Annotated in this window: 20 protein-coding genes and 2 other annotated features; all 20 genes read left to right on the top strand. The window is 43.0% G+C overall.

The genetic code is table 11. The features are described 5' to 3' along the window. The first annotated feature begins 18 nt into the window (after positions 1–18). The 20 genes from GQY27_RS16455 (at position 19) to GQY27_RS16550 (ending at position 20,462) form a co-directional block, all read left to right on the top strand. Positions 19–1,350, top strand: a complete 1,332-nt coding sequence (locus GQY27_RS16455; protein ID WP_160036347.1) for a LysM peptidoglycan-binding domain-containing protein — start codon at positions 19–21, stop codon at positions 1,348–1,350. A 238-nt stretch (positions 1,351–1,588) separates the two neighbouring features. Then, positions 1,589–1,872 (top strand) — a binding site (T-box leader). A gap of 88 nt (positions 1,873–1,960) precedes the next feature. Further along, a complete protein-coding gene (locus tag GQY27_RS16460; protein ID WP_160036348.1) occupies positions 1,961–4,639 on the top strand; it encodes a valine--tRNA ligase in 2,679 nt (892 codons plus the stop codon). A 74-nt stretch (positions 4,640–4,713) separates the two neighbouring features. Further along, a complete protein-coding gene (locus GQY27_RS16465) occupies positions 4,714–6,090 on the top strand; it encodes a bifunctional folylpolyglutamate synthase/dihydrofolate synthase (RefSeq protein ID WP_160036349.1) in 1,377 nt (458 codons plus the stop codon). 7 nt (positions 6,091–6,097) lie between these two features. Next, positions 6,098–7,465 carry a UDP-N-acetylmuramate--L-alanine ligase gene (gene murC / locus GQY27_RS16470; RefSeq protein ID WP_160036375.1) on the top strand — a complete coding sequence of 456 codons (1,368 nt, stop codon included), beginning with the start codon at positions 6,098–6,100 and terminating at the stop codon, positions 7,463–7,465. 124 nt (positions 7,466–7,589) lie between these two features. Beyond that, entirely contained in the window at positions 7,590–8,897 is a 1,308-nt protein-coding gene (locus tag GQY27_RS16475) for an SPOR domain-containing protein (RefSeq protein ID WP_160036350.1), read from the top strand. Between the two features lie 139 nt (positions 8,898–9,036). Continuing rightward, positions 9,037–9,261, top strand: coding sequence for a DUF4321 domain-containing protein (locus GQY27_RS16480; protein WP_374705840.1), 225 nt, complete (start codon positions 9,037–9,039; stop codon positions 9,259–9,261). Between the two features lie 106 nt (positions 9,262–9,367). Then, on the top strand, positions 9,368–9,985 hold the full coding sequence (locus GQY27_RS16485) for a Maf family protein (RefSeq protein WP_160036352.1): 618 nt from the start codon (positions 9,368–9,370) through the stop codon (positions 9,983–9,985). Between the two features lie 85 nt (positions 9,986–10,070). After that, a complete protein-coding gene (gene radC / locus GQY27_RS16490) occupies positions 10,071–10,760 on the top strand; it encodes a RadC family protein (RefSeq protein ID WP_160036353.1) in 690 nt (229 codons plus the stop codon). Between the two features lie 153 nt (positions 10,761–10,913). Next, a complete protein-coding gene (locus GQY27_RS16495) occupies positions 10,914–11,930 on the top strand; it encodes a rod shape-determining protein (protein ID WP_160036354.1) in 1,017 nt (338 codons plus the stop codon). A 256-nt stretch (positions 11,931–12,186) separates the two neighbouring features. Further along, complete coding sequence (gene mreC, locus GQY27_RS16500) at positions 12,187–13,026, top strand: rod shape-determining protein MreC (RefSeq protein ID WP_160036355.1); 840 nt, start codon at positions 12,187–12,189, stop codon at positions 13,024–13,026. Next, complete coding sequence (gene mreD / locus GQY27_RS16505; protein WP_160036356.1) at positions 13,026–13,559, top strand: rod shape-determining protein MreD; 534 nt, start codon at positions 13,026–13,028, stop codon at positions 13,557–13,559. The genes mreC and mreD overlap by 1 nt, the downstream gene beginning before the upstream one ends. 76 nt (positions 13,560–13,635) lie before the next feature. Further along, positions 13,636–14,298, top strand: a complete 663-nt coding sequence (locus GQY27_RS16510; RefSeq protein WP_160036357.1) for a septum site-determining protein MinC — start codon at positions 13,636–13,638, stop codon at positions 14,296–14,298. A 5-nt stretch (positions 14,299–14,303) separates the two neighbouring features. After that, positions 14,304–15,098, top strand: coding sequence for a septum site-determining protein MinD (gene minD / locus GQY27_RS16515; protein ID WP_160036358.1), 795 nt, complete (start codon positions 14,304–14,306; stop codon positions 15,096–15,098). A 305-nt stretch (positions 15,099–15,403) separates the two neighbouring features. After that, positions 15,404–16,303 (top strand): M23 family metallopeptidase, encoded by a 900-nt coding sequence (locus GQY27_RS16520; RefSeq protein ID WP_160036359.1) that lies wholly within the window; start codon positions 15,404–15,406, stop codon positions 16,301–16,303. Beyond that, a complete protein-coding gene (locus GQY27_RS16525; protein ID WP_201450744.1) occupies positions 16,296–17,150 on the top strand; it encodes a M50 family metallopeptidase in 855 nt (284 codons plus the stop codon). Before GQY27_RS16520 ends, GQY27_RS16525 begins: the two co-directional genes overlap by 8 nt. Positions 17,151–17,217: 67 nt before the next feature. After that, positions 17,218–18,408, top strand: a complete 1,191-nt coding sequence (locus GQY27_RS16530) for an Rne/Rng family ribonuclease (protein ID WP_160036360.1) — start codon at positions 17,218–17,220, stop codon at positions 18,406–18,408. Between the two features lie 76 nt (positions 18,409–18,484). After that, positions 18,485–18,572, top strand: a sequence feature (ribosomal protein L21 leader region). 13 nt (positions 18,573–18,585) lie between these two features. Next, complete coding sequence (gene rplU / locus GQY27_RS16535) at positions 18,586–18,897, top strand: 50S ribosomal protein L21 (protein WP_160036361.1); 312 nt, start codon at positions 18,586–18,588, stop codon at positions 18,895–18,897. 12 nt (positions 18,898–18,909) lie between these two features. Continuing rightward, the gene (locus GQY27_RS16540; RefSeq protein ID WP_160036362.1) at positions 18,910–19,242 is read left to right on the top strand and encodes a ribosomal-processing cysteine protease Prp; all 333 of its coding nucleotides are present in this window, start codon (positions 18,910–18,912) and stop codon (positions 19,240–19,242) included. An 18-nt stretch (positions 19,243–19,260) separates the two neighbouring features. After that, positions 19,261–19,572, top strand: a complete 312-nt coding sequence (rpmA, locus tag GQY27_RS16545) for a 50S ribosomal protein L27 (RefSeq protein ID WP_160036363.1) — start codon at positions 19,261–19,263, stop codon at positions 19,570–19,572. Positions 19,573–19,718: 146 nt separating this feature from the next. After that, positions 19,719–20,462 (top strand): Spo0B domain-containing protein, encoded by a 744-nt coding sequence (locus tag GQY27_RS16550; protein WP_160036364.1) that lies wholly within the window; start codon positions 19,719–19,721, stop codon positions 20,460–20,462. Positions 20,463–20,475 lie beyond the last annotated feature (13 nt).

The following is a 20,475-nucleotide window of genomic DNA, read 5'->3' on the forward strand; positions in this document are numbered from 1 at the left end:
GAAAGGAGGACTACAGCTATGTTAAACCCGCCCTACGGACTTCGGTTTGATATTTATGAGCGTGTTCAATTACCAGAACATGTTCCCGCGATTGCAGAACTTGAAGAGATTGAACTTTATCCTCGAATACAGGTGATTACAGATCAAGAGCACGCAGCTCTTCGGGGCCATTTGCTGTTGTCAGGTGTGTATGTTGGTGAGAATAAGGAACAGGAAGGTTTGCAGCACCTGATCCCGGTGGAGATTACGATTCCGCTTAGCCGGGTTGCCTCCGTGGAGGAGATCGCTGTTGAGATTGAGAATTTTGATGTTGACCTATTGTCTACAAGAAGTTTGAATATTACCGGGGTATTGTCTCTCAGAGGAATTGAAGGGATTCAAACAGAGGAAAGTCCTGCCTGGAATTCAGACGAATTTACGGTAGTACACACGAATTCTGCTTCTGAACAGAGGAATAGCGAACCAAAAGAGGATAGCGGAAATAATGCCTATCAATACGATCAAGATGGCGCAGTTTCATTTGAGCAAGAACGCACGAGTGACATTTCTCCAGAACCGCCTAGATTTTATGCTCCTTATATAACACCGACTTCAGTTCATGATGAGGAGCAAGAAGAGCGAGACGTTTGGAATCTTCCTTATGAGACTCTTTCTGTCGATGATGGTACGGATCAGCAGGAAGAGTCTATTATAGAAGAGCAGAGAATAGCGAACCAAGAGAGCGGGGAGCTAAGAGAGACAAAAGATAAGCAGGACGTCAAAGAAGAGAATTCTGCGATTGAGCACTCTGAAGCGCCAGGAGTTTGGCATTTTGAAACGCCTGTGGAATCTGTAGAGGTTATAGGTCTTCAAGAAGCAGAAACACCTGTAGAAGAACCAGCAGCAGAACCTGCCGCGATCCAGCGAGACGATCAGGAGATTACCTGGGAGGATGAGGGAGTGCTGCTTACAGCAGATGTACCTCAGCCAGAGGCAGAAGACGAAAAACCGGAGCTGAAGGTTGCTTTTGGCAGTAAAAAAGAGAGTGATACACCTGCTGCTGATTCGTATGGAATTACCTCTCTTCTGCAGAAGAGCAAGAGAACGGAAGAAGTATTACAGTTAGAAGAGCAGATTCCGGTAGAAAAGCGGGAAGAAGAGCAGATAGAAGATGTACAGTGGAAAAACCTATTTCTTGGCGGTAGCTCTGAACAGACGCCATTTAAGAGGGTCAAGCTCTGTATAGTACAGCGGGAAGAAACCTTGGATACCATTGCAGATAGGTATCAGCTAAGTACGCGTGAGTTACAGCTGTATAATCGTTTATCCGAGCAGTCGATTGAAGAGGGTCAGGTGCTTTATATTCCGTAACAAATATTAAAATGATGTGTTCTTGGACGTAACAACGACCAAGGACACTTTTTTGTTATTATTTATTATCTTGATGCTTCATGAAACTTAGCTAGAATCTTGCTCCAGTCTTTCCCTATACGGAAATTAGGTACTCGCCTGTTGACGAATTTAGACTAGAAATGTATGATGTCTGTAGGATTGGGGATACAATGAATATAATTCATTGTGGTTCGTATAGATCTCATGAATTACACATGGAACAACGAAGAACGGGAGTAGTAAGCAGTAAACCCTTCAGAGAGTGGAATCGATTGGTGTGAGATTCTGCAGGATACTTTACTGATCCGAAGTCACCCGGGAGTTGCCCTTTTGAATGCTTTCGTATGCTTTGTACATAGAAAGCACTAGAATGTGGCCGGCTGCAGCCGTTATACTGCCTAACAAAGTGTCATATCAAGCCCGCAAACTAAAGTTTGTGGTCATCATGTTTTGGTATGAAACAAAGGTGGTACCGCGAAAGAATGACCTTTCGTCCTTTGAGGATGAAGGGTCTTTTTGTTTTTTTTATCTTTACTTGCTACTGATGGAAAAATGAATTTTGATTTCTAAAATAACAGGAGGAATGTATATGTCTGAAGCAACAAATCAACCAAATCAGCCTAATCAGACGGAAATGCCCACAACGTATGATCCGCATGCTGCGGAGCAGAAGTGGTATCCGTATTGGATGGAGAACAATTTCTTTAAAGCAGGTCAGCGCAAGGATGCGCAGCCTTTTACCATTGTGATTCCACCGCCCAACGTAACGGGTATGCTTCATATCGGTCATGCGCTGGACTTTACTCTTCAGGATATTATTATCCGTGCAAAACGGATGCAAGGTTATGATGCACTCTGGTTGCCAGGTTCTGACCATGCTGGGATTGCAACACAAACCAAAGTAGAACAGAAGCTAAGAGAAGACGGGATTACTCGTTATGATCTCGGACGTGAAAAGTTCCTCGAGAAGGTATGGGACTGGAAAGAAGAATATAACAATACAATCCGCTCTCAATGGGCAAAAATGGGCTTGTCTCTTGACTATTCACGTGAGCGTTTTACGCTGGATGAAGGGTTATCGAAAGCCGTACGTGAAGTGTTTGTGAAACTTTATAATAAAGGTCTTATCTACCGCGGGAAACGTATCATTAACTGGGATCCGGCAGCACGTACTGCTTTATCTGATATTGAAGTTGAATATAAAGAAGTACAAGGCCACTTGTATCATCTGAAATATGATTTAAAAGACGGCAGCGGCTCTATTATCGTTGCAACAACAAGGCCAGAAACCATGCTTGGTGATACGGCTGTTGCGGTTCATCCTGAAGATGACCGTTACAAAGATATGATTGGCAAAGTACTTGTACTGCCGATTATTGGCCGTGAAATCCCTGTTATAGCTGATGAATATGTAGAAAAAGAGTTTGGTAGCGGAGCGGTAAAAATTACGCCTGCGCATGATCCAAATGACTTTGAAGTCGGTCTTCGTCATGACCTGCCGCAAATCACCGTTATGGATGAGACAGGTACCATGAATGAGGAAGCTGGTAAATATAAAGGGCTTGACCGCAGTGAGTGCCGTAAGCAGATCGTTGCTGACCTTAAGGAACTGGGTGTACTCATTAATATTGAAGACCATGTGCATCAAGTTGGTCATAGTGAGCGTTCAGGTGCTGTTGTAGAACCTTATCTGTCTACACAGTGGTTTGTTGCGATGCAGCCGCTTGCAGAAAGAGCGATTGAAGCTCAGAAGAACGGAAAAGGGGTAAACTTTGTTCCCGATCGTTTTGAGAGAACGTATTTGCACTGGATCGAGAATGTCCGCGACTGGTGTATTTCTCGTCAGCTCTGGTGGGGACACCGTATTCCAGCTTGGTATTGTAATGCTTGCGGAGAGCTTCATGTTAGTCAGGAAGACCTCACTACTTGTACCAAATGCGGCTCTACAGATCTTCGTCAAGATGAAGACGTTCTTGATACGTGGTTTAGTTCGGCGTTATGGCCTTTCTCTACTCTAGGTTGGCCTGAAGATGCTGAAGATCTGAAACGCTACTATCCAACGTCTGTGCTCGTGACTGGGTACGACATTATTTACTTCTGGGTAGCTCGAATGATCTTTACAGCGCTTGAATTTACAGATGAAATTCCGTTTAAAGATGTGCTGATGCATGGACTGGTACGAGATGCAGAAGGCCGCAAAATGTCGAAGTCACTTGGCAACGGGGTAGATCCGCTTGAAGTAATTGAGAAATATGGGGCAGATGCAATGCGCTATATGATTTCAACAGGCAGCACACCAGGACAAGATCTTCGTTTCCGCTGGGAACGTGTAGAACAAGCACGTAACTTTGCGAATAAGATTTGGAACGCTTCCCGCTTTGCTCTCATGAATCTTGAAGGCATTAAATATGAGGATATTGACATTACAGGTGAGCTATCCACAGCTGATCGCTGGATTCTGCATCGCCTAAATGAAACAGCAAGAGAAGTAACTCGTCTTATGGACGCTTATGAATTTGGAGAAACCGGACGTGCGCTGTATAACTTCATATGGGATGATCTGTGTGACTGGTACATCGAATTCTCCAAATTGACGTTATACGGTGAAGATGAACAGGCAAAACGGAAAACACAGTCGGTACTTGCTTATGTACTGGATCATACAATGCGTCTTATCCATCCGTTCATGCCGTTTATTTCAGAGGAAATCTGGCAGCATTTGCCGCATGATGGAGAGACCATTACGCTTGCAGCATGGCCTGAATTTACCGAAGAACTTGTTAACGATCAGGCTGTAGCTGAGATGAATATGCTGATGGATCTCATTCGCGCGGTCCGTAATGTTCGTGCAGAAGTGAATGTGCCGATGAGTAAGAAGATCGAAATGAACGTAAATGCAAGTAATGCAGAAGCGCTGCAGATCATCGATAACAACCTTGTTTACGTTAGCAGATTCTGTAATACGTCCGATCTGACTACAGGCATCTCTCTACCTACGCCGGAGAAAGCGATGACAGCAATTGTTTCAGGTGCTGAAATTTATTTCCCGCTCGCAGGACTCATTGATATTGATCAGGAAATCGCTCGTCTTGAGAAAGAACGCGAGAATTTAGATAAAGAAGTGCTTCGTATTGAGAAAAAACTCGGTAATGAAGGCTTTGTATCCAAAGCTCCAGCAAAAGTTATTGAGGAAGAGCGTGCAAAACTTGCGGATTATTCGGATAAACGCAGTAAAGTTATTGCTCGCATTGCGGAATTACAAAGCTAATTAAACTGGTTATTATTTTCGCAGTATCCCTTAAAGAAAAGTCTCACAAATTTCGCAATCGGAGGGTGAAGAAAATGTCTGAAAATACAGGAGCTGCTTGTGCAGCTCCTTTACAAACCTACAATGATGCAGTAGCTTGGATTAACAATCTTATTCCTTTTGGAATAAGGCCGGGACTATCCCGCATTGAATTGTTATTATCAAAGCTGGGCGACCCGCATAAACATCTAAAATTCATTCATGTCGCGGGAACGAACGGAAAAGGATCCACTTGTGCCTTTCTGACTTCTACCCTTAGACAGGGCGGGTATGATGTAGGGACATTTACTTCTCCGTATATCACCAAGTTTACAAACCGATTTCAGTATAATGAAGAAGACATCCCGGAAGATACCCTGCTTAAGCTGGCTAACAAACTGAAGCCTTTTGTGGAAGAAGTAGCTGCTACAGAACTTGGATCTCCAACGATGTTTGAGGTTGCGACAGCGCTCGCAATTCTGTATTATGCGGAGGTATGCTATCCCGATGTGGTAGTATGGGAGACTGGGCTTGGGGGAAGGCTTGATGTAACAAATGTCGTGACTCCTGTCATTTCGGTGATTACGAATATTGGTTTTGACCATACCGATATTCTTGGAGATACGATTGAACAAATTACATCTGAAAAGGCAGGGATTATTAAACCCGGCGTCCCTGTTGTTACTACGGTTGAACAGCCGGAAGCAATACGTATCATTCGTGAAACTTGTGCGCAGAAAAAATCAACCCTGTATGTTGCAGGTGAACAGTTTACTTATGAACAACTTGAAGTTAATAAGAATGGTCAAAGATTCCATTATAATGGACCGTTTCGTGAACTTGATGTGGAGCTGACAATGCAGGGCAAGCACCAAAGTGCAAATGCTGCATGTGCTCTGATGACACTTGAAGTGCTGCGCCAGTACATGGCGTTCTATATGGAAGAGGAAGATTTGAAAAAGGGATTTCAAAGGGCATTTTGGGCCGGACGTTTTGAGAAAGTGTCCGATCATCCCCTTCTTATTTTAGATGGGGCACACAATCCGGAAGGTGCAGAAACACTTGCCAGAACGATAAAGGATTTGTATGCAGATCGGAAATTAATTTTAATGATGGGCATGCTTGTGAATAAGCATCACAAATCATATTTAGAGCATATACTGCCACTAGTGGATACGCTTATCCTGACTGAGCCTGATTTCCGACGTAAAATGGATGCGGCACAGTTAAAAAATATGGTAGAAGAGCTTCGTCCATCCTTTGCCAAACCAAACCTTGACATCATTGTAGAACCTTCATGGAAAAATGCACTGAGCTTACTTAAGTTACGGACGGAAGCGGACGATCTGGGGATTGTGTCCGGCACATTGTATTTAATTGCAGATGTTCGGGCCAGTCTTTTGCATCAAACCGATTCTGAAAAAGGTTGGTGAAAACTTGTTGAATACTACGGAACATGTACATTTTATCGGTATCGGCGGCTATGGGATGAGCGCCATTGCAAGAGTTATGCTAGAGATGGGTTATAAGGTAACTGGTTCGGATGTGGCATCCCAGGAGCTAACTGAAAAGCTCGCCGCAAAAGGAGCAAAAGTATATATCGGCCATACGGCGGAACAGGTACACGGTGCAGATCTAGTTGTTTATTCAACGGCTGCAACTGCGGACAATGTGGAACGAGTGGAAGCGGAACAATTAAAAATTCCGGTTCTTCACCGTGCACAAATGTTGGCGCGTTTACTTAACGAGCGTAAGGGAGTTGCCGTTGCGGGAGCACACGGTAAGACAACAACTTCCTCGATGATCGCGCTTGTTATGGAAGAATGTGAAACAGATCCTACTTACATCATCGGCGGGGAAATCATGAATCTCGGAACGAATGCCAAGGCAGGAAAAGGCGATTGTGTCGTTGCTGAAGCGGACGAGAGCGATGGTTCATTCTTGCATTATCATCCTTGGATTGGGATTGTAACGAATCTGGAAGCGGATCATCTTGAAAATTACAATAATGATTTTAATGAGCTGAAAAATGCGTATGTGAAGTTTTTAAATCAGGTGAAACCTGAAGGCTGTGCGATTGTTTGTGCAGATGATGAGAACATTCAAAGTATTATGCCGCAGCTCAAATCTAACATTATTACGTATGCAATTGATGCAGAAGCAGATTATACAGCAACTGATCTTACGCTCGGTGATCGTCATATTTCATTTACGATGAATCATCGCGGAGCTCCGCTTGGTAAAGTAGAACTTTCTGTACCTGGTAAACATAATGTAAGCAATGCGATGGCAACGATCATTACTTGTCTAGAAGCAGGTATACCTTTTGAATCCATCGTGAAAGCGATCGTGAAGTTTAGTGGGGCAAAACGCAGATTCCAGGTGCTTGGCGAAGCACGCGATATTCTGATTATTGATGATTATGCTCATCATCCTACAGAGATTGAAGCTACAATCAGCGCGGCAAAAGCGACAGGAAAACGGATTATTGCTGTATTCCAGCCGCAGCGTTATACTCGTACCTTCTTCTTGCTAGATGCTTTCAGTCGTGCTTTTGCTGAAGCAGATGAAGTCATCATTACAGACATTTTCTCTCCTGCCGGGGAGAAGCAAATTGAAGGGGTTCATTCCTCTAAGTTAGTTGAGCTTATTAAGCAAAACAGTAATCCAAATGCAACCTACTTCCCAACAAAAGAGGATGTAGTTAAAGATTTGGAAAATCGATTAAACCCAGGTGACCTAGTGCTGACTATGGGCGCAGGCGATATTTGGAAAGCTGGCTATGAGCTGGCTAAAGGTTTGAAATAGAAGGCCAGGCAAGAACAATAATAAAAAGCATCATTTCTGCGATAGCAGAGATGGTGCTTTTTATGCATATATAACCTTTTTCTCACATATAGCTGATAAAAAGGACAAGGGAGGGGCTTGCACCGTGAATAAGGCGAGAATGACATTTCGTTTTGGAGAGGAGTCTCAGAAGACTGCTCATCAGCTTTCCAATCACATAGTAGAAAAAAAGGAGACTCCTCATACTAATCAGAAGATTGCTTGGGAAACTGATATCACTCCCATCTCGCTGGACCCAAGGAGCGTCCCTCCACTTGAAACTCATCACCCATTAGATGAGGGAAATGATCGGACTGGTTACAGTGGTGAACAGCATCATTTAAAGTATCATTCCGAAGAGCAGAAAGAGGATAAGGAAGATACCTATTACGGAAATCCCATATACGATGATTGGGGGGAACCTTTTGGTCCCTATGTGGGTTCTTCCATGATCGAGAAAAGCACGCTTACCGAGAGTTCTTCTGTCAGGGAAAATAATAGAGAACCATATGATGACCTGCCTATGCAGCATTACCCGGAGATCACCACTGAATCGTATGCTGTTCATCACCGGAAGTCCCCAGGAGGTTGGAAAGTATTTGGTTCGGTAACAGCTGCGATTATGACGGGCGTTTTGTTCGGATTTGTTGCCATGTCTATGCTGGACTCGGGAACAGATACAGCCTCTCAGACCGTAAAGGGAACGGCCGGAACAGAACTTGTCTCTTCTGCTGAAAATACACAGACGCAATCAATAGGAACGGACAGTTCGAACCTTGCTAGCACTGCTGTATCCATACCAGCAGCGACATATTTTATGCTTCAATATGGCGTGTTTAGTACACCAGAAGGTGCGAGTCAGGCAAAACATGAACTTACTAAGGCAGGGATTGCAGCGGGAAGTGACCCGCTTGATGAATCAAGAGTGTATGCAGGAGTATCTTCCAACCGGGAAGAAGCAAAACTAGTAAGCAATCAGCTGAAGACAGAGGGAGTGGAGCTGTACGTAAGAGAGATTTCTTTGCCTGCGGTTTCAGATGTTGTATTCATAGGGAATGCAGATGAAGTTAGTCCTTTTTTTGAAAATAGCAGGATACTCACAGACATGCTTGCTTCCTTATCGATTACTCATATTGGCGAGCAAGTTCAAACCGCTGTACCAAAGGACAAATTAAGCGAGATCTCGGATGTGCATCACCGATTTACGAGCAGTGTTGGAGCAATTCATGCAGGACTCTCTGAGAACGGAAAGCAGATAGAGAGGAAGATGGAATCCTCCATGAGCACTGCCATCAGTGCATTATCTGAATATAATAAAAACCCTAATAAAGAGCATATGTGGAAGGTGCAGTCTGCTGTAATGGATTATATCCTGCAGGAAAAACAGCTGCTAGAGGTAATGAAACAAACATAAGGTGACCCTTTGGTCCGGCCGGGAAATGGAAATACTTCCCCAGGCCGGATTTGTATTTGTACTTACGCGTTGCTTCCCGTATAATAATGAAGGTGTCAAAATATGGCGAGGGAAGAGTACAATGAAAAAAAATTTCGGCATGTTGTTACTGTTTCTGCTCTTGGGTTGGTTAATAGGAGCCTTCATAGCCAAGGGTCTAGAGCAATTCAAGGCTCTTTCTATTCTAACGAATACGACGACAATCAGTTGGTCGCCCAAAGCAAATTTCGACATTATTAGTTATAACCTAAACATTCAATTGAAAATGAGCCTGCTTAGTCTGCTGGGTATGGTATCTGCAATTTGGCTCTATCGCAAATTGTAATCCGGTATGTTCACTTTGATCATGCCTTAGCAGTTTTAAGTCAGTACAAAAAACGATTAAAACAGAGATGTTTATCGCATTATCGGTGAAGTAAGGAGTTATCCCTTTGAAAAAGCAGCAGAACCATCGAATCATTCTAGCCTCAACATCTCCACGTCGACGCGAACTTATTGCTTCACTTAGATTACCATTTGAAGTTGTTCCAAGTCATGCAGATGAAGATACACCAGCAGACTACACACCTGAACAAGTCGTTGAAGAATTAGCGCTTCGCAAGGCAAAGGCGGTTTATGATTCCTACGAATTAAGTCTCGAGGGTGCAATAGTAGTTGGGAGCGACACCATTGTCGTAATGGACGGAATGATACTTGGTAAACCGAAGGATGAGGAAGACGCTTTTCGAATGCTAGGTATGCTGCAGAACCGTACTCATGAGGTATACTCCGGAGTGGCCTGCATATCGGGAGATACAGGGCGTATCATCGTAGACCATCGTAAGACTAAAGTGAAGATGAAAGCACAAACGCATGAAAGAATACGTGCCTACATTGCAACCAAAGAACCATTTGATAAGGCAGGGTCCTATGCAATTCAAGGCATTGGTTCCATCCTGGTTGAATCGATTGAAGGTTGTTATTTTAACGTTGTAGGTTTGCCATTGTCCTTGCTAAGCGAACAGCTTGCGGAGCTTGGTATGCATGTGCTTGCCATAGATGAAACGTAAAATTAAATGTTTTTTAGATTCAATTAGATCTTAAAGATTCAAATGATGGGAAAGTTCTAGGTTTGTTTTTGAAAAGAGGGAAAAGATGAGTTCGCCAGGGTACATGTTGCGCGACATCCCCCAAGAACAGCGCCCGAGAGAACGCATGCTTCATCATGGGGCGGGTGCACTTAGTCATGCGGAACTACTAGCTATCTTACTTAGGACAGGAACGAGGCAGGAATCTGCTATACATGTTGCTCAGCGAATTCTGAGTGAGGCAGGCAGTCTGCGTAGTCTTGTTGATTTTAGTATCGAGGAATTGGTACAAATTAAAGGCATCGGTCCTGCCAAAGCGGTTCAGCTCAAGGCGGGAATTGAGCTAGGACAAAGACTGTCTCAGTCAAAGTTGCCTAGCAGTCCAACAATACGAAGTCCAAGAGATGCAGCGGATCTATTGATGGAACAGCTTCGGTATTTGCAGAAAGAGCATTTTGTATGTCTGTTTCTGAACACCAAAAACCATGTTATAGCTCAGGAAACACTCTCGATGGGCAGTCTTAATGCTGCTATTGTTCATCCAAGAGAAGTATTTCGTGCAGCGATCAAATGCAGCAGCGCATCTTTGATTTGTGCACATAACCATCCCAGCGGAGATCCTACTCCAAGTCCGGAAGATATCAAGCTCACAAAGCGTCTTCTTGAGGCAGGAGATATTGTAGGGATTGAGGTTTTGGATCATGTCGTGATCGGTGATGGAAAATTTGTAAGTTTGAAGGAACAAGGGTTCATATAATATAATGTGGTACGTTAACGGTTTATAAGCGGAATAACAGAATACATACCTTGTGTTCTGATCTAGCTATTTATTGAATCGGATCATAAAGTTGCAGTTGCTCATGAAACAAGCAACGTTAATAATGCAGGGAAAAGAAAGGGAGATTACAGCATGTTAGGTGGCTTTACAAAAGATTTGGGAATTGACTTGGGAACGGCGAATACGCTCGTTTATGTCCGCGGAAAAGGAATTGTCGTAAGAGAACCATCCGTAGTAGCTATACGTACAGATACACAAGTCATTGAGGCAGTCGGAGAATCTGCCAAGAAGATGATTGGTCGTACACCAGGAAATATACGTGCGATTAGACCAATGAAAGATGGCGTTATTGCTGATTTTGATACAACAGCTACAATGATTAAATACTTTATTCGCCAAGCACAGAAACAGCGTTCTTTCTTCCATCGTCATCCGAATGTAATGGTATGTGTACCTTCCGGTATTACTGCTGTTGAACAGCGCGCTGTAGAAGATGCAACAAAACAAGCAGGTGCACGTGAAGCTTACACCATTGAAGAGCCATTCGCAGCTGCGATTGGTGCTGATCTCCCGGTATGGGAGCCGACAGGCAGCATGGTTGTTGATATCGGTGGAGGTACAACGGAAGTTGCAGTTATCTCTCTTGGAGGTATTGTTACAAGTCGTTCTGTACGTGTTGCAGGGGATGAGATGGATGAGTCTATCATTCAATACATCAAGCGTCAGTATAACCTGATGATTGGTGAACGTACATCAGAACAGCTCAAAATGGAAGTTGGTTCAGCTCTTCCGCTGGATGAAGTTGAGACAATGGAGATTCGTGGTCGTGACCTTGTTACTGGACTGCCTAAGACGATTACCATTACATCTGATGAAATCAGCGAAGCTTTGGCAGACACAGTAGGCTCTATTGTAGAAGCTGTGAAAGTTACACTTGAAAAATGTCCGCCAGAACTCGCAGCCGATATTATGGATCGCGGTATTGTTCTAACAGGTGGAGGTGCGCTTCTTCGTAATCTGGACAAGCTTCTTGCTGGTGAAACAGGCATGCCTGTGATTGTAGCTGAGAATCCTCTGGATTGTGTAGCGATTGGTACAGGTAAAGCGCTGGACAATATTCATTTATTTAAATCAAGAAGTAAACGCTAAGCCGCGATAGTTTATACTTTCAGCCCGCTGGCTGCATCCGCCGCGAGCTGAGCCGGTATGGCTGTAGGTGATGGTGCAATATGGCATCATGCACCATTCATTTTTTATGTTGATGCTACTGTTGGGATCGCAAGAAAGTAGAGAACAGGCCTTTGGCCTCGCTACACTTGCTTTCCCTTTTTAAGTAGCAGACATGATAACGAAATAGGGATGTAAGAGGGTGTTATAACTGTTTAAATGGCTTGGCAACAAAAGATTGTTTATTTTACTTGTTGGTATCATTATTTTTATAGCTTTAATGGGTTTCACTGTGGGGTCAAGAGCAGGACTCTCCTTGCCTGAGAAATTCACCAAAGATATGGTTGGATTTGTGCAGCAAGTTTTTTATAAACCTGCCTCTTATGTTTCCGGATTTTTTGAAGATATAGCCAACCTGAAGAGACTTCAGGAAGAAAACGAAGTATTGAAAACAAAAGTGGCACAGTATAAACAGGATTCTGTTAGATACGGTAATCTCGCCGAGACGAATCAAAGGCTTCAGGAAGATTTGAAGTTCACGGAAGAACAGAAGAACAGACATAACTATACACTTCGGACTGCACAAGTTATCAGTGTCAATTCGGATCCTAACAACCGTGTACTGAACATTGACATCGGTGAGAATGCAGGAATTAAAGAAGGAATGGCAGTAACCTCCCTTGATGGACTGGTAGGTACAATTAGTCATGTAAGTAACTTTACTGCGACCGTCACTCTTCTTACAGCACTCGACCCAAGCTCAAGTGATGCAAATGCGATTGCAGCTACCGTCGTAGGCAAAGAGAATAATACATTTGGTATGATTGAAAAATACGATCCGAAAACAGGATATCTGCAAATGACCAAAATTTCGGAAAGTTCCAACATTAAAGAGGAAGATATTATTATGTCTTCTGGAATCATTGAAGGTTTCCCTAAATATATGATTATTGGTACAGTTAAGGATATAGAAGTAAGTGAATATGGATTGGCCCAAGTTGCCTATATTGAGCCTGCAGCAAACTTCACTGACTGGAAGGAAGTATTTGTTGTCATCCCTCCGGAGGTTACTCCATAATGGCAGGCCGGAAGCAGGTACTCATCATTCTGTTGTTCTTCCTCTTTGTGCTGGAAGGTTCGGTCATGCCATGGATTATTCCGGATGCATTGCTGCCTCGGATCGGTTATAACTTAGTGTATATTGCGATCTTGTTTGTGACCGTGTACTATCACAGGCATACGGCACTAGTCCTTGGTATTATTTTCGGGTTGCTGCATGATGTTGTTTTTTATGGACACATGATTGGACCATATTCTTTTTCCATGGGACTTGCCGCGTATTTACTGGGTCTTATTTTTAAGTCTCAGCGAACGACGATGCCTGTTATGATGATGGTTGTCATTTTAGGCAGTTTATTGTTCGATACGATTTTGTTCTTTATATACAAACTCTTTCAGCTTAATCATGTTTCCTATGACTGGGCGCTTGTAGAATACATGATACCTACGGTATTTATTCATTTCATATTTGCTCTTATTATCTATGTACCTTTGCGTAAACAGCTGGATAAGCTATCCCGACATAGATCACTAAGTAAAGATAAGGCGTAATGTTTTTGCATTTTGCAGGGAAAAGAAGGAACTGCTGCGCTTCGGCACGAATGTTTGAGATGGGAGGGACAGGCTTATGACAGTAAAATCGAATCATGTGATGATTAAAGGCATCAAGGATGGCCTGGTTTTTCTGATGGATGACGAGTGTGATTTAGAAGAGCTACTGAGTGAATTACGATATAAACTGGAACACAGCCATCAAAATATATTGTCTGGTCCCATTATTCATGTCGATGTCAAATTAGGTTCGCGTGTCGTAACTGAAGATCAGAAAGATGCCATTCTTCAAATTTTGAAAAAGAAAGGTAATCTACTGATCCGTTCCATTGAGTCTCCGGATGCTAAGAATGACCTTAACGATGCAAAAGCAATTACGACCATCACTGGAATTATTCGGTCTGGTCAAGTTTTACATCATGAGGGTAACCTTCTATTACTTGGAGACGTTAATCCAGGCGGGACCGTCAGCTGTACAGGTCACATATTTATTATGGGTGCGCTGCGCGGGATGGCTCATGCTGGAAGCACCGGTGATGAAGAAGCGATCATTAGTGCAGCGCATTTTGCTCCGACTCAACTGCGAATTGCAGAAGTTATCAGCCGTCCTCCGGATGAATGGGAGAAGCGTGAAGCGGGAATGGAGTTTGCTTACTTGCAGAACGGACAAATGCAGATCGACAAGACGAGTAATATCGTTCGTTTGCACCGTGATTTTAACGCGTTTAAAGGGGTGTAGCATACATGGGAGAGGCGATTGTTGTCACTTCAGGGAAAGGCGGCGTTGGAAAAACAACGTCTTCCGCCAACATAGGCACCGCACTTGCCTTACTGGGCAAGAAGGTATGTCTGGTAGATACAGATATCGGACTTCGCAACCTAGATGTTGTTATGGGCCTTGAAAATCGGATTATATATGATCTGGTAGATGTGGCTGAGGGCCGGTGTAGATTAGGACAAGCTTTAGTCAAAGATAAGCGCTTTGATGAACTATATATGCTTCCTGCTGCACAGACCAAAGATAAAAATTCGATATCCCCCGACCAGGTAAAAGATATCGTGTTAGAACTGAAAAAAGATTTTGAATATGTCATTATCGATTGCCCGGCTGGAATTGAGCAGGGATTCAAAAATGCGATTGCAGGAGCAGATCAGGCGATTGTCGTAACCACTCCTGAGAATGCCGCTGTACGTGATGCGGATAGAGTGATCGGTCTGCTTGAAAGTTCGCATGTGAAATCGCCTAAACTTGTAGTCAATCGAATTCGTAATAATATGGTCAAATCAGGCGATATGCTAGATATTGATAGTATTCTTCAAGTGTTAAACATTGACCTTATTGGAATTGTTCCTGATGATGAACTTGTAATTAGAGCAGCTAACTCAGGTGAACCAACGGTTATGAACCCTGATTCGCAGGCGGCTATGGCGTATCGTAATATAGCAAGACGTATTCTTGGTGATACGGTTCCGCTTATGATGCTTGAACAGAAAAAAGGTGTGTTTACACGCTTTAAGAAATTTTTTGGGATGGGTTAATAATGGATCCGCTCAAATGAAACGGCTAAACATATGTTTAAATGTTTCTTCTTATATTGTTCATCTTCGTGAGTATTTAAATATTGTGCTGAATTTACGGGATGGGTCTATTATTGATCGTTCTCGTATTTTTGTCGGCACTGAGATAAATGAATTAAAAACGATGGTTAGCGAATGATTAAAAGGCATTGGAGCTTAAAGGCTCCAGTGCCTTTTTTTGATATAAAAAGAAGGCTTGTTCATATTCATCTGTTCCTGCTCATAAAATCAAATAGTGGAAGTATACCTCACTAGGAGGACTGAGTATGGATATCAAACAAAATATAAAAGAACGAAGAAAAGAACGCATTAGGGAGCTTCTTGAATCCGAGACAAGTCATCGGGAAAAGAATTTACTGGGGTTGGAATTTACAACAGGGCAAGGATTACAACAGAAACAGCAGCCTAAAGAACAGCCGGCCGAGCGGCTTTATCCATATGAGCGAACAGATCAAACAGAGAAAGAGCGGGACCCGGAAGTTCTATGGAAACAGGGATACCGAGGCTGGGGTGAACTGCATGAAGAAAGTCCTCCCGTCCGTTCTGGTGGGTTTAGGAGAGGTTTTGTAAGAAGGCTTGCTGTCAGTGTGATATTATTTGGAGCAGTCATGGGAGCATTCAAGTGGGATGTTTCTTTTCTACAGTCAGCCAAACTGTTTATTGCTGATAGTCTCCACCGCGAGATGGATTTTTCTTCAGCTGCAGTATGGTATACAGAACACTTTGGAGGTGCTCCTTCTTTTCTTCCGATCTTTCAAAATGATGATCCATCCCCGCTAAAAGTTTCCGCCCCACGCAAATATATGGCTCCGATACAGGGGACCATTGCGCAGCCGTTTGCGATTACGATGAAGGGCATTGAGATTGTTCCGGATTCGAATGGGGGAGGAATTCAGCAGGTACAAAGCATGGATGCAGGACGGGTTATTGAAGTCAGTAACAGTCCCGAGGCGAGAACTACGATCGTCATTCAGCACACAGCAACACTTACTGGTATTTATGGTCGTCTGGAAGAAACCAAGTTAACCGTGGGTGCATGGGTAGAAGAGGGAGATCTCATAGGTCAAATCCCGGCAAGTACTTCGGAACAGGATCAAACTTTCTATTTTGCACTTAAAGAAGGAGACACCTATATTGATCCGACGGAAGTGATATCATTTGATTAATGTGATGGGTGTTCAGCTGTCCATGCATCCGGTATTCGTTCTCCTAATGATGCTGTCTGTTGCCACGGGACAGTTTATTGAACTCATCACTTTATTTGTGATTGTGTTTATTCATGAATTAGGACATGCATCAGCAGCAGCACTTCTCGGTATTCAGGTAAGATCTATCCAGATGCTGCCGTTTGGCGGTGTTGCTGTCATTGAGGACAGAGGTGATTTAACGGCGGCAAAAGAAATCCTCATTTCACTAGCCGGACCTCTTCAGAATGTAATTATGATGGGAGCTGCAGTAGGAATGCTCAGCTTACACTGGTGGGATGGAGAGTTTTTGATTTATTTTATTCAGGCGAATGTGATCATTGCCTTGTTTAATCTTCTACCTATTCTTCCGCTCGATGGAGGGAAAATCGCCCAGGCCTTGATCAGTTTATTTCTTCCTTATTACAAAACACTGGTTATTACTTACAGGCTCAGCATTGTCGCTAGTATCGTCATGATTATTATCTCGTTGTCCCCGCTTATTATGAAGGAGACAGGGAAAATAGAGTTAAACATTCTGCTGATGGGATGCTTTTTACTCTATTCGGGGATCGAAGATTATCGCAATATCCCTTACCGATTTGTTCGGTTTTTAGTTAATAGGGATAAGTTATTTGCTTATCATTTATCCTCTGCTAGTCTGGCTCAGCCAATAATTTCGATACCTGCGAAACCTTTAGATACAATCTTGCGTTTATTTAAGAGAGAGAAATATCATATGATCTATGTCATGAATGCTAAGGGCAAGATCATAGGTGTTTTGCCGGAACAGCGCATTATTGAGTCATATTTCGAGAAAAAGGGGTAATCTACAAAATAAGTGAACGTGTAGTTGCTGTTATTTTCCTTTTTTAAAAGTCTCTAGAGGTGAAGCCATGAAACAAATGATTGTACACTGCCAACCGAACATAACGCAAATGGCACTTTTGGAGCGAGGCAAGGTAGTTGAGTACGCAGCAGAACGGACAGGGGAACGTGGATTACTCGGGTCTTTTTTTAAAGGACGGGTGGTCAATGTATTACCAGGTATGCAAGCTGCCTTTGTGGATATTGGCCAGAAAAAAAACGCCTTTCTATACATTGATGATGTATTACACCCGCATTTGGATAAGCAGCCCGAGGTAAAGCCTTCGATTACGGAACTACTTCATGTTGGTCAGGAGATCATCGTGCAGGTCTTCAAAGAACCCGTAGGAGGTAAGGGAGCCAGGGTAACGACACATTATGCACTCCCTGGGCGCTACATTGTATACATGCCGCTCGCTGGATACGTCGCTGTTTCCAAAAGAATTGCAAAAGAAAGTGAACGAAACCGGTTAAAGATCATAAGTGAAAAGTGCAGAACAGAAAAAGAAGGCATGATCGTTCGCACCGTATCGGAATCAGAAAGTTTGGAATCCATTGATGGAGATTTAATTCAGCTCCGTAAACAATGGGAAAGAATTCAGTTCAAAGCAGAGACATGCAGCGCTCCGCGTTTGCTTCATCGAGACTTAAGTATTGTGCAGAGATTTATACGTGACAGCTATACAGAAGGCGGCGATGAATTTGTCATCGACGATGAGCAGAGAGCGAAAGAGGCTGCAGCATATTTTTTGGAAATGGTATATAGTGAAATTCCGAAAATTCATGTCTATCAAGGAAATCAAACTGTGTTTGAAGCTTACGGAGTCCAAGAACAGCTGGAGAAAGATTTTAAGCGCAAGGTTTGGCTCGGCGGTGGAGGGTATGTAGTTATCGATCATACGGAAGCTCTCACCGTAATTGATGTCAATACAGGAAAGTATATTGGCGGACGAAATCTTGAGGAGACGGTAACCGCAACAAACCTCCAAGCCGCAGCGGAGATCGCTAGGCTTATTCGTCTTCGAGATATCGGTGGAATTATTATTATTGATTTTATTGATATGGAGAAGGAAGAAAACCGTAGTATGGTCTTACGGACTCTTGAGGTAGAAATTAAGAAAGATCGAACAAAATCCGTAGTCATTGGATGGACAAGACTTGGGTTACTTGAGTTAACACGCAAAAAAGTAAGAGAAGAAAGCACACTTTTTATTGACTAGAAGGTTTAGAGAAATTATTGATTTATCTAATTGAATCTGTTACAATCACAAAGTATGTGTTTAGTATTCATTGCTGCACATGCTGCAACCGCTCCGATCAGGTTGAAGTACTACACTCCGTATGGATGTGCAGTCACCTGGATTAGGCGAGTCTGAGACATGAGGAGGTGCAAGCAAATGTACGCAATTATTGAAACTGGTGGTAAACAATACAAAGTTCAAGAAGGCGATGTTCTTTTCATCGAGAAATTGAACGCAGCTGATGGTGAAACTGTAACGTTTGACCGTGTTTTGGCTGTTTCCAGTGAAAATGGTTTGACTGCAGGTACTCCGGTAGTAGCCGGCGCAACTGTAACAGCGACTGTTGAAAAACATGGCAAAGGTCAAAAGGTTGTTATCTACAAATACAAACCTAAAAAGAACTACCGTGTAAAACAAGGTCATCGTCAACCTTACACTAAAGTAACAATCGGCAAAATCCAAGCGTAAGAAGGTGGAACAGTGATTACTGTACACATTTTTCGTCTTAGTGATGGCAGTATTCGTGGTTTTTCAGTGAAGGGCCATGCGAATTATGCAAAAGCCGGTGAAGATATTGTATGTGCGGGTGTATCTGCCGTAACCGTGGGTGCCGTGAATTCAATTGAGGCCCTTACAGGGGTTCAACTTGATGCGGAAATGGAGCATGGTTTTCTTAGTGCTTATCTTCCTTCCGGAATTCAAGACAATATCTATCCTCAGGTACAGCTGCTGCTTGAATCACTTGTGGTAATGCTGAATTCGATTGTCGATTCATACGGTGAGTATATTCAGATAAAGCAGCATAATAACTAAAGAAGGAGGTAGACTACAATGTTAAAATTGGATCTTCAGTTATTCGCATCCAAAAAAGGGGTAGGTTCCACAAAGAACGGTCGTGATTCCCACTCTAAACGTCTTGGTGTTAAACGTGCAGACGGTCAAACAGTAAGTGGTGGCAGCATCCTTGTTCGTCAACGTGGAACGAAAATTCATCCAGGTACGAACGTAGGTATCGGTAAAGATGATACTTTGTTTGCGAAAGTGGAAGGCGTTGTTAAATTTGAACGTTTGGGCCGCGATCGTAAAAAAGTGAGCGTCTACCCTGTTGATGTTGCTCCTGTAGCAGCTGCAGTAGAAGCGTAATAAGGCATTTAAGCCTAAGGAGCCTTCGGCATGTTTGCCGAAGGCTTTTTTTATACCGTGTTACTGTCTGATAACATTGTGTGTGATATACTGCCTGTATAGCCTGAAGATAAAGGCTAACTAGATTCGATGAACGGGGAGAAGTTATGAATTCCTGGAAAAAAGTTCCCTATGCGGCCTTAACCTCAATTCTGATTCCGTTAGTAGTGGTAATTATCTCGAAGAGTTTGATTTCATGTTTGATGCTTAGCATATGGATCGTTGGCGTCTTTGTATTCATCTGTAAAAGGATCGACAAACAACTTGAGGAACAGCGCAGGCATATTACACAGAGGATGGAGAATGCTGCCATAGCAACATTAAACCATCACAGACATGACTGGATGAATGATCTGCAAGTATTGTATGGATATATTCGTTTAGGTAAGGCTGATAAATCGATACAAGTTGTGGAAAGAATAAAAGAGAGAACAACGGAAGAAAGTAAAATCTCCAAACTCGGCATATCTTCTCTTGTTTTTTATTTGCAATCGTACAGAACGAGTGGCAGCTCCCTAGAGCTTCATATTGAAGTTGAAGAAGGCTTGCGACTAGACACCTTGATTTCTCCCGAGGACGGTGAGATATTGACAGGGGCGATTGCAGATACGGTCAGAGCTTATCAATTCAGTAGCCGATCGTCTTGGGGAGAGATCCGCAAGCTGATGATACTTTTTCATCAGGATCAAGGTGATATCATCGTGCGTTTCGAAGGAGAGAAGGTATCGCCTGAGACCGAAGCGTGGAGTAATTTGTTTACCATAAAGCAAGGGATTAAAGTAAAAGTCAAAGCGGAACATGCAGCGGAAGAACATGCATTATTCCAGTTTCGTGTGACTTGCGGTATATGAGGAAGGAGCAATT

This window comes from Paenibacillus sp. An7 (genome assembly GCF_009870785.1).
In the GTDB taxonomy this organism is placed as follows: Bacteria; Bacillota; Bacilli; order Paenibacillales; family Paenibacillaceae; genus Paenibacillus.